Source organism: Streptomyces sp. MA5143a (assembly GCF_900290235.1).
In the GTDB taxonomy this organism is placed as follows: domain Bacteria; phylum Actinomycetota; class Actinomycetes; order Streptomycetales; family Streptomycetaceae; genus Streptomyces.
In genome coordinates this window covers 1-11,424 of the sequence record NZ_OLMK01000055.1, presented here as the reverse complement: position 1 = coordinate 11,424, position 11,424 = coordinate 1, and the positions used below count along the sequence as shown (strand labels likewise).

Annotated in this window: 2 protein-coding genes; both read right to left on the bottom strand. The window is 73.9% G+C overall.

From position 1 onward, the window contains the following. On the bottom strand, nucleotides 1-7,323 hold a 7,323-nt coding region (locus tag SMA5143A_RS24150), incomplete at its 3' end, for a type I polyketide synthase (RefSeq protein ID WP_146193941.1). Between the two features lie 97 nt (nucleotides 7,324-7,420). Next, nucleotides 7,421-11,424, bottom strand: a 4,004-nt coding sequence (locus tag SMA5143A_RS24145; RefSeq protein ID WP_146193940.1) for a KR domain-containing protein, incomplete at its 5' end; no start/stop codon positions are given.

Here is an 11,424-nt window from a genome sequence, read left to right as displayed (position 1 = left end):
CACCGGGATCCGCTTGGCCTGCACGCGCTCGCTCGCGCAGTGCGCCAGCAGCTCGTCCACAGCGTCGACGTCACCCGCCAGGACCGTGGACGCGGGGCCGTTGACCGCCGCGACCTCCAGACGCCCGGCCCAGCGCTCCAGCAGCTCGACGGCCTGCTCCTGACCGACGCTCAAGTGCACCATGCCGCCGAGTCCGGCGAGTTGACCGGCGATGGCCCGGCTGCGCAGCGCCACCACCTTCGCCGCGTCGGCGAGACTCAGCGCGCCCGCCACGTACGCCGCCGCGATCTCCCCCTGCGAGTGCCCGACGACCGCGTCCGGCACGACACCGTGGTGCCGCCACAGCACCGCGAGACCGGTCATCACCGCGAACGTCGCCGGCTGCACCACATCCACACGTTCCAGACCGCCGCCGCGCAGCACCTCCAGCAGCGACCAGCCGGTCAGCGGATCGAGCACCTCGGCACACGCGCGCATGTGCTCCGCGAACACGGGCGAGGCATCCAGCAGCTCGGCGCCCATGCCGACCCACTGGCTCCCCTGCCCGGGGAAGACGAACACCGCCTTCCCGTCCACACCCACGGTCCCGGACACCACACCCGGGTGCTCCTCGTCGCGAGCCAACGCCCCCAGCGCCGCCCGCGCCTGGGCACGGCCGGTCGCCACCACCACGGCGCGGTACGGATGCGCGGCACGGGTGGCGTCCAGCGAGTGGCCCACGTCCACAAGCCGCGCACCGGCCGGCTCGTCCACGTACGACAGAAGCCGCCGAGCCTGGTCCCGCAGAGCAGCGCCGCTCCGCGCCGACAACGGCAGCGCGACGACATCCGGGTCCGTGACGGCAGGCTCTTCCCGGAGCTCGGGCTCAACGACCTGTTCCAGGATCAGATGCGCGTTCGTCCCGCTGACACCGAACGACGACACGGCGGCCCGCCGCGGACGCTCCTCCCGCGTCCACTCCCGGGCCTCGGTCAGCAGTTCCACCTCGCCCGCCGACCAGTCCACCTGTGGCGTCGGCTCGTCCACGTGCAGCGTCTTCGGCAGCACACCGTGCCGCATCGCCTGCACCATCTTGATCACACCGGCGACACCGGCGGCGGCCTGGGCGTGCCCGATGTTCGACTTCAGCGAGCCCAGCCACAGCGGCCGGCCCTCCGGCCGCCCCTGCCCGTACGTCGCCAGCAGGGCCTGCGCCTCGATCGGATCCCCGAGCGTCGTGCCCGTGCCGTGCGCCTCCACCACGTCCACGTCGGACGCCGTCAGGCCCGCGGCCGTCAACGCCTTGCGGATCACGCGCTGTTGTGACGGACCGTTCGGCGCCGTCAGACCGTTCGACGCGCCGTCCTGGTTCACCGCCGAACCGCGGACGACGGCCAGCACCCGGTGGCCGTTCCGCCGCGCGTCCGACAACCGCTCCAGCACCACGACACCGACGCCCTCGGCCCAGCCCGTACCGTCCGCGGACGCGGCGAACGCCTTGCAACGGCCGTCCGCCGACAGGCCGCGCTGCCGCGAGAACTCCACGAAGGTGTCCGGGGTGCCCATCACGGTGACACCGCCCGCGAGCGCCATCGAGCACTCACCGGCACGCAGGGACTGCGCCGCCATGTGGATGGCCACGAGGGACGACGAGCAGGCGGTGTCGACGGACACCGCGGGGCCCTCAAGGCCCATGGTGTAGGCGATCCGGCCGGAGGCGACACTGCCCGCGTTGCCGGTGCCGATGTAACCCTCCAGGTCCCTGGCGGTCGCGCCGAGCCGGACGGCGTAGTTCTGCGCGGACACGCCGGCGAACACACCGACATCACTGCCGCGCAGCCCGACCGGGTCTATCCGGGCCTGCTCGAACGCCTCCCACGACGTCTCCAGCAGCAGCCGCTGCTGCGGGTCCATCGCCAGCGCCTCACGCGGCGAGATCCCGAAGAAGCCCGCGTCGAAGCGGCCCGCGCCCGTCAGGAACCCGCCCGACCGGACGTACGAGGTGCCCGGCCGGTCGGGGTCCGGGTCGTAGAGCGCGTCGAGGTCCCAGCCCCGGTCGGCGGGGAAGTCGGTGATGCCCTCGCCGCCCTCGCTGACGAGTCGCCACAGCTCGTCGGGCGACGAGACGCCACCGGGGAGCCGGCAGGCCATGCCGACGATCGCGATCGGTTCGTCGTCGCGGGGGGCCGGAGCGGTGTCGGCGCCCCGTACGGCGGTGGTGTCACCGGCCAGTTCCGACCGGAGGTGGGCGGCGAGGGTGGCCGGTGTCGGGTAGTCGAACAGGAGGGTCGCGGGCAGCCGGACGCCCGTACGGTCGGCCAGCCGGTTGCGCAGTTCGATGGCGGTCAGCGAGTCGAAGCCGATCGCGGCGAACGCGTGGTGGACACCCACGTGGTCGGCGCCGGAATGGCCGAGCACCGTGGCCGCCTCACCGCGGATGAGGTCCAGCAGGGCGCGTTCGGCGTCCGAGGCGCTCAGGGCGGCCAGGCGGGTGGCGAGACCGGTCGTGTCGGCCGTCACATTGACGGCTCGGCGGCCCGCGCGCACAAGACCGTGGAACAGGTGGGGCAGGACGCCTCCGGCGGCATGGGCGCGCAGGGCCACGTGGTCCAGCTTCGCGACGACGGGCGCCACGTCGGCTCCGGTCAGGCAGGCGTCGAGCAGGGCCATGCCCTCCTCGGTGGTGAGCGGGGCGATGCCGCCGCGGGCGATACGCCGGGTGCCGGTGGTGTCGAGCGTGCCGGCCATGCCGTCGGCCCACATGCCCCAGACGAGGGACGTGGCGGGCAGGTCCGCCGCCCGGCGGTGCTGGGCGAGCGCGTCGAGGAACGCGTTCGCCGCGGCGTAGTTGCCCTGTCCGGCGCCGCCCATGACACCCGAAAGGGACGAGAACAGCACGAAGGCGTCGAGGTCGTGGTCGCGGGTGAGGTCGTGGAGGTGCCAGGCGGCGTCCGCCTTGGCGGCCAGGACGGGTGCGAGGCGTTCGGGGCTCAGGGCCGTGACGACGCCGTCGTCGAGTACGCCGGCCGCGTGCACGACGGCCTTCAGGTCCTCGATGGATCCGAGCAGTCGGGCCACCGCCGCGCGGTCGGCCAGGTCGCAGGCCTCGATGCGGACGCTCGCGCCGAGCGCGGTGAGTTCGCCTTGCAGTTCCGCGGCTCCGGGCGCCGCGGGGCCGGACCGGCCGGCGAGAACCAGGCTGCGGATGCCGTGGCGGGTGACGAGGTGACGGGCGACCTGCCGTCCGAGTGCGCCGGTGCCACCGGTGATGAGCACCGTGTCGTGGAGGGGCGGCATGGTGCCCGAGGACTCGGCGCGGCCTTCGGGCTCGGGTTCGAGGCCGGAGCGCGTCAGCCGCGGTGCGAGGAACGTCCCGCCCCGAACGGCGAGTCGCGGTTCGTCGCAGGCCACGGCCGCGCCCAGCACGTCGTCCGGACCACCGTCGTCGAGGTCGACGAGCACGATGCGCCCGGGATTCTCCGACTGCGCGGACCGCACGAGCCCCGTCGCGGCCGCTGCCGCCAGGTCCGTGATCCCGCCTCCGTCCCCGACCGCGACGGCACCCCGGGTGACGACCAGGAGGCCCGTGTCCTCCAACGCCCGCTCTGCGAGCCACGCCTGAAGCAGGCTCAGGGTCCTGCTGGTCAGGCCGCCCACAGCCCCTGGCATGTCCGTGAGGCCCGCCCCCTCGCCGCTCTCTGCGTCATCCCCGCCGGAGAGTTCGAACAGCAGGTACGCGGGCGCCGGTTCGTCCTCGCGATGGGCGAGCGCGGTGACGTCCGCCGCGCAGTGGACCGTCACCGCGTCCAGTGCCGCCGCGGTGGGCTGAGCGATCTGCGTCCAGCTCAGTCGGTACGGAGTCGGCGCGGCGCGGGACGCCCGCTCGGGCGCCACGGCTTCGAGCAGCACCTCGTCGACGTACGCCACGGGCGCCCCCGTCGAGTCCTCCAGCCACAGCGAGAGCCGGTCGGCCGCCGCACGGGCGACGCGTACGCGCAGCCGGGTCGCGCCCGTGGCGAACAGCCGAACCCCGCTCCAGCGCACCGGCTGCGTTCCGGCGTGTGCGTCCCCCACGCGCACGGCGGCTTCGAGCAGTGCCGGGTGCAGTCCGTAGCGGAGGGCGTCGTCGTGCTCGTCGTCCGGCAGCTCGACCTCGCCGATGAACTCGCCTTCGCCGTCTCCCTGCCGCTCCCGGGGCGCGGGCGGGTCCGTCAGCACGGCGGTGGCATGCCGGGTCCAGGACGTGCCCGGAGCGGCGTCGGCGGGCCGGGCGTGGACGACGCAGGTCCAGGCGTCGTCGGCCGCGGGCCGGACCGTCACCCGCAGATCGACGCCACCGCGCTCGGGCACCGGCAGCGGTGCCTCGACGGTCAGTTCACCGATCCCGTCGCACCCGGCCTCACGTGCCGCGTGCAGGGCGAGTTCCACGAAGCCGCCGCCGGGGAACATGACCGCGTCCCCGATGACATGGTCGGCGAGCCAGGGGTGGACGCGCTGCGAGAGCCGCGCCGTGTACAGGAACCCGCCCGGTTCGGGGATCTCGGCCGCCGCGCCGAGCAGCGGGTGGTCGGGCGCCGTGAGCCCCAGGCCGGTGGCGTCCGTGCCCTGTTCGGGGACGAGCCAGAAGTGCTCGTGCTGGAAGGGGTAGGTCGGCAGCTCGGTACGGCGTGCGCCCGTGTCCGCGTACACGCCGGCCCAGTCGACGGTCCCTCCGCGCGTGTGCAGCCCGCCGAGTGCGGTCAGCAGGGCGCCGGGTTCGGGCTGGTCGGCACGGAGCGTGGGCAGGCACCGGGCGCTGCCGTCGCTGATCGTCTCGGTGGCGGCCGTGGTGAGGTGCGCGGCGGGGCCGAGTTCGAGGAGGGTCGTGACCCCGAGGGTGGTGGTCAGTGTGGTGACCGTGTCCGCGAAGCGCACCGTCTGCCTGATGTGTCGCGCCCAGTACTCGGGCGTCGTGAGCTGCCCGGGTTCCGCGGGCAGGCCCGTGGTGTTGGGCACGACGGGGATGCGTGGCTCGTGGTACGTGACGGTTCCGGCGATCTCGGCGAACTCGTCGAGGACCGGTTCCATGCGGGGTGAGTGGAACGCGTGGGACACCGTCAGTTCCCGTACCCGGTACCCCTGTTCGGCCAGTACGTCACGCAGGGCGGCGATCTCCCGGGCGTCACCGGAGACGACGGTGTTGGCGGGACTGTTCTGCGCGGCGATGGCGAGGTCGCCGCTGAGCAGGCCCGTGACGTACGGCTCCGGAGCACTCGTGGTGATCATGGCGCCTCCGGCGGGAAGCGACTGCATCAACCGCGCCCGCGCGGCCACCAGCTTCGCCGCGTCCTCCAGGTCGAGCACACCGGCGATGTGCGCGGCCGTCAGCTCACCGATCGAGTGCCCCGCGACCACATCGGGAACGACACCCCACGACTCCACCAGCCGGAACAGCGCGGTCTCCACCGCGAACAGACCCGACTGCGTGTACACCGTCCGGTCCAGCCAACCCTCCGGATCCGTGAACACCACCTCGGCGACACCATGCGGAACATGACCGGCCAGATGCCGGTCCAACGCCTCACACACCTCGTCGAACGCACAGGCGTACACCGGAAAGGCCTCGTACAACTCCCTTCCCATACCCGCCCGTTGGGAGCCCTGACCGGTGAACAGCATCGCCAGGCCGCCGGGTACGGGGGTGCCGACGACCGCCCGCGGGTGGCTCCGGCCCTCGGCGAGCGCCTCCAGCGCCGTACGGGCCTCCTCCCGGTCGGCCGCCATGACGACCGCGCGGTCGGTGAGCGCGGCCCGGGTGGCGGCGAGGGAGTAGCCCACGTCCAGCAGGTCGGTGTCACCGTCGGTGAGACGGGCGGCGAGGAGGCGGGCCTGGGCGGACAGGGCGGCCGTGCCGCGCGCGGAGAGCGGCAGGGCGACGACGGGCAGGGGCCTGCGGGGCTCCTCGGCGGTCTTCTCGGCCTGCGGCGCCTGTTCCAGTACCACGTGGGCGTTGGTGCCGCTGATGCCGAAGGAGGAGACGGCGGCGCGGCGGGGGTGACCGTTCCCGGGCCAGGGCTGCGCCTCGGTCAGCAGTTCCACCGCTCCCGCCGACCAGTCGACCTCGGGGGTCGGTGCGTCGACGTGCAGCGTCTTCGGCAGGATGCCGTGCCGCATCGCCAGCACCATCTTGATGACGCCCGCGACGCCCGCCGCGGCCTGGGTGTGGCCGAGGTTGGACTTGACGGAGCCGAGCCACAGCGGGCTGTCCTCCGGACGGTTCCGTCCGTACGTCGCGAGCAGCGCCTGGGCCTCGATGGGGTCGCCCAGCGTGGTGCCGGTGCCGTGCGCCTCCACGGCGTCGACGTCGGACGGAGCGAGCCGCGCGGCCGCGAGGGCCTGACGGATGACGCGCTGCTGGGTGGGGCCGTTGGGAGCGGTGAGGCCGTTGGACGCGCCGTCCTGGTTCACCGCCGAACCGCGGATCACCGCGAGCACCTGGTGCCCGTTGCGCTCGGCGTCCGAGAGGCGCTCCAGCAGCAGCACGCCCACACCCTCGGACCAGCCCGTGCCGTCGGCCCCGGCCGCGAACGCCTTGCAGCGCCCGTCGGCGGCGAGCCCCCGCTGTCGGGAGAACCCGATGAACGGCCCCGGCGTCGAGATCACCGTCGCGCCACCGGCCAGCGCCAGGGAGCACTCGCCGGACCGCAGTGCCTGCGCCGCGAGGTGCAGGGCGACCAGCGACGACGAGCACGCCGTGTCCACGGTGACGGCGAGCCCCTCCAGCCCCAGCGTGTACGCCACACGGCCCGAGGCGACGGCGCTGGAGACGCCGGTGCCGATGTAGCCCTCGACTCCGTCGGGAACCTTGCCACCGCCCGTGGCGTAGTCGTGGTAGGTGATACCGGAGAAGACGCCGACGTCCTTGCCACGCAGCGAGGTCGGGTCGATGCCGGCCCGCTCCAGCACCTCCCACGAGGTCTCCAGCAGCAGCCGCTGCTGCGGGTCCATGGCCAGCGCCTCACGCGGCGAGATCCCGAAGAACGTCGCGTCGAATTCCGCCGCGTCGTGCAGGAAGCCGCTCTCCCGGGCGTAGGTCGTGCCTGGGTGGTCGGGGTCCGGGTGGTAGAGACGGTCGAGGTCCCAGCCGCGGTCGGCGGGGAACGCACTCATGCCGTCGCGGCCCGCGGCGAGCACGTCCCACAGCTCCTCGGGCGAGGAGATCCCGCCGGGCAGCCGGCACGCCATGGACACGATGGCGATCGGCTCGTGCCGCTCGCCCTCCAGCTCCCGCACGCGCTTCTGGAAACGGCGGGCGTCAGCGAGGACACGCTTCAGATAGTCGCGAAGCTTGTCGTCATTCGCCATGGCGGTGATCTCCTCGGTGGTGCCTGGAAGTGAGGGGGTGCTGTCTCGGGAGGGCTGGGGGCGCGTCGGGCGGAGCGCGGACGCAGGGCGCGGGTGCTCAGGACTCGCCGAACTCGCTGTCGATGAGCTCGAACATCTCCTCGTCGGTGGCCGCGTCGAGGTCGACCTCGCCGCCGTCGGCTGTAGCGACGCTGTCGCCCAGCGCGTCCCACTGCGCGACGAGGGCCTCCAACCGCTTGCGCACCTGCGCGTGTTCGGCCTCGCCGGGCTCGATCGAGGCGAGGCCGGCCTCGATACCGTCCAGTCCGGCGAGCAGTACGGCGACGTCGTCGACGTCCTGGCCGAGTTCCGCGATCAGCAGCGCCAGGACCGCGTTCGGCGTGGGGTGGTCGAAGATCAGCGTGGCGGGAAGCTTGACGCCGGTGGCGGCCGTGAGCCGGTTGCGGAGCTCGACCGCGGTGAGCGAGTCGAACCCGATGTCGCTGAACGGCAGGGCGGGGTTGACGGCGTCGGCCGAGGCGTGGCCGAGGGCGGTCGCGGTCTCCGCGGTGACGAGATCGCGCAGGATGCGTTCCTGGTCGGCCCGCCCGGCCTTGGCGAGCCGCTGGGCGAGCCCGTCGGCGGTGTCGCCCTCGGAGTTGGCGGCGCGACGCGTGTGCTGGACGAGCCCGTGGAACAGCGCGGGCAGCGCGCCCTGCTCGGCCTGGGCGCGCAGGGCGCCGAGGTCGAGCCGCACGGGCACGCTCACCGCTTCGCAGCCGTGCAGGGCGGCGTCGAACAGCGCCATGCCGTCCTCGGCGGTGAGGGGCACCAGGCCGCCCCTGGCGAGTCGCTGCCGGTCGGCCTCGCTGAGCCGGCCGGTCATGCTGCCGCCCTGCTCCCACAGGCCCCACGCGAGGGAGAGCCCCGCCCGGTGCCCGGCCGCGCGGTGCTGGGCCAGGGCGTCGAGGTAGGCGTTGGCGGCGGCGTAGTTGCCCTGGCCGGGGCCACCGAGGAGCCCGGCGAGGGAGGAGTACAGCACGAACACGTCGAGGTCCAGGTCCTCGGTGAGTTCGTGCAGGTTCCACGCGGCGTCCACCTTGGGCCGCAGCACGGCCGACACCCGCTCCGGGGTCAGGGTGGTGACGACACCGTCGTCGAGCACGCCTGCCGCGTGGACGACACCCGTGAGCGGGGCGCTCTCGGGGACGGTGGCGAGCAGCGCGGTGAGTGCCTCCCGGTCCGTCGTGTCGCACGCCTCGATCCATACGTCCACGCCCCGTTCGGCGAGCCCGGCCGCGAGCGCGTCGGCGCCGGGCGTAGCCGCACCGCGACGGCTCACGAGCAGCAGCTTGCGGACGCCGTGGCGGTCGGCGAGGTGGTGGGCGAGGATGCCCGCGAGGTACCCCGTGCCGCCGGTGAGGAGGACGGTGCCGTCCGGGTTCAGGCGACGCGGCGGAAGCAGCACGTTCTTGCCGATGTGCCGGCCCTGGCTCATGTACCGGAAGGCGTCCCGGGCGTCGGCGAGGTCCCAGGCGGTGAGCGGCAGCGGCTGGAGGGCGCCCTGCTCGAACAGGACGGCGAGCTCGGCCAGGATCTCGTGGATGCGTGTGTTGTCCCCGGTGCCGAGGTCGATGGCGTGGTAGGCGACACCGGGGTGCTCAGAGGCCGTGCGTTCGGCGTCCCGCAGGTCGGTCTTGCCCATCTCCACGAAGTGTCCGCCGTCCGCGAGCAGCCGCAGCGAGGCGTCGACGAAGTCGCCGGTGAGCGCGTTGAGCACGGCGTCGACGCCGCGGCCCTCGGTGGTGTCCAGGAAGTGCCGCTCGAAGTCGAGGGTGCGCGAGCTGTGCAGGTGGGCCGCGTCGATGCCGAGGCGGTGCAGGAAGTCCCACTTGCCGGGGCTGGCCGTGGCGAACACCTCCGCCCCGAGGTGCCGGGCCAGCTGCACGGCCGCCATCCCGACGCCGCCCGCGGCCGCGTGGATGAGGATCGACCGGCCCTCCCCCACGTCGGCGAGGTCACGCAGCGCGTGGTAGGCGGTGGTGAACGCGATGGGTACGGTCGCGGACTGCTCGAACGTCCAGCCCTCGGGTACGCGGATGAGGCTGCGCTCGTCGGCGACCGCGACCGGACCGAAGGCACCCGGGAACATGCCCATGACCCGGTCTCCCGGCGCGAACGCGGTGACGTCCGCCCCGGTCTCCATGACGACGCCCGCGCCCTCGTTGCCCATGGAGGCGGGGCCCGGGTAGACGCCGAGCGCGATGAGGACGTCACGGAAGTTCAGTCCGGCCGCCCGTACCGCGACCCGCACCTCCCCCGGGCCGAGCTCGGCGAGCGCGGCGGGTTCCGGACGCAGGGCGAGGCTGTCGAGGGTGCCGCCGCCCTCGGTCTCCAGCCGCCACGCCTCGGCCCCGGCGGGCGGGAGGAGGCGGCCGTGGTTCCTGGTGAGCCGGGGAGCGCACGCCAGGCCGTCGCGCAGGGCGAGTTGTCCCTGGCCCGAGGCGAGCGCGGCCGGCAGGGCCCCGGCGGACTCCTCGTCGATGTCGACGAGGACGAGCCGCCCCGGGTTCTCGGACTGGGCGGACCGCAGCAGGCCCCAGGCGGCTGCCGCCGCGAGATCGGTGACCGGATCACCGGGCCTGGTGCTCACGGCTCCCCGGGTGACCACCAGCAGCCTGCTGTCCTCCAGGTCCGGCTCGTCCAGCCACGCCTGGACGACCGCGAGAGCGTCCGTGGTGAGGGCGTGCACGGCGGCGGGTTCCGGTCCGTCGCCGGTGAGTTCGCACAGCAGGACGCCGGGCGCGGGCGCCCCGGAAGCGGTCGCCTCGGCGAGTTCGCGGACGTCCCCCGCGCTCATGACGGGTACGGCGTCGAAGTCGCCCTCTGCCGCGGGCAACGGGACCTCGGTCCACTCGACACGGTGCGGCGCGTTGTGGTCGCCCCGCCGGCCGCCGCCGAACCGGTCGTTGTCCACGGGCAGCAGCACGAGCGCGTCGACCGACGCGACGGGCGCACCGGTGGCGTCGGCGAGCTGGAACGCCATCCGGTCCGGCCCTCCGGCCGGGGCGACCCGCACCCGCACCCGCTCGGCGCCGGTCGCGTACAGCCGGACACCGCTCCACTCGAAGGGCAGCAGTGTCCGGCCCTGGCCCGCGTCCGCCTCGCCGCGGAAGGTGTTGGCGTGCAGTGCCGTGTCGAGCAGCGCGGGGTGGATGCCGTAGCGCGCGGCTTCGTCGTGCCGGTCCTGGGGCAGTTCGGCCTCGGCGAAGATCTCCTCGCCGCGCACCCACACCGTGTGCAGGCCCTGGAACGCCGGCCCGTAGTCATAGCCGGCCGCGGCCAGCGTCTCGTGGAGCGTGGCGGCGTCGCGCGGCTCGGCGCCCTGCGGCGGCCATACGGCGAGGTCGAACGACGCCGCTTCACCGGTCGCGCCGCCCAGGGTTCCGGCCACATGCCGCGTCCACGGGGCGCCGGGTTCGCTTCCGGCGGGGCGCGAGTGGACGGTGAAGCCGCGGCTCCCGTCGTCCCCGGCGGGTTGTACGGTCACCCGCACATCGGCCGCGGTCTCCTCGGGCAGCGGCAGGGCCGCTTCGATGATCAGCTCCTCGACACCGGCGCAGCCGGTCTCCCGCGCGGCGTGCAGCGCCATATCGACGAAGCCCGCGCCCGGCATGAGGACGGTTCCGGCGACGACGTGGTCCGCCAGCCACGGGTGCGTCCGCGGGGAGAGCCGGGACGTGAACAGGTAACCGCCCGTGTCGGGCAGTTCGGTCATCGCGCCGAGGAGGGGGTGCCCGGGGCTGGTGAGGCCGAGCCCGGTGGCGTCGGTGGCCGCGGCCGGGTCGGGCAGGAGCCAGTAGTTCTGGTGCTGGAAGGCGTAGGTCGGCAGGTCGACGCGCCGACCGCCGGGCAGCAGGGCGGCCCAGTCGAGGGGGGTGCCACGGGTGTGGAGGGTGGCCACGGCGGTGAGGAGGGTCCGGAGCTCGGGCTCGTTCGGGCGGAGGGTGGGGACGCACGCCGGGGTGTCGAGGGTGTCGTTGACGGACGACGTCAGGTGTGGTGTCGGGCCGAGTTCCAGGAACGTGGTCACGCCGTCGTCGGCGAGGGCTCGCACCGCCC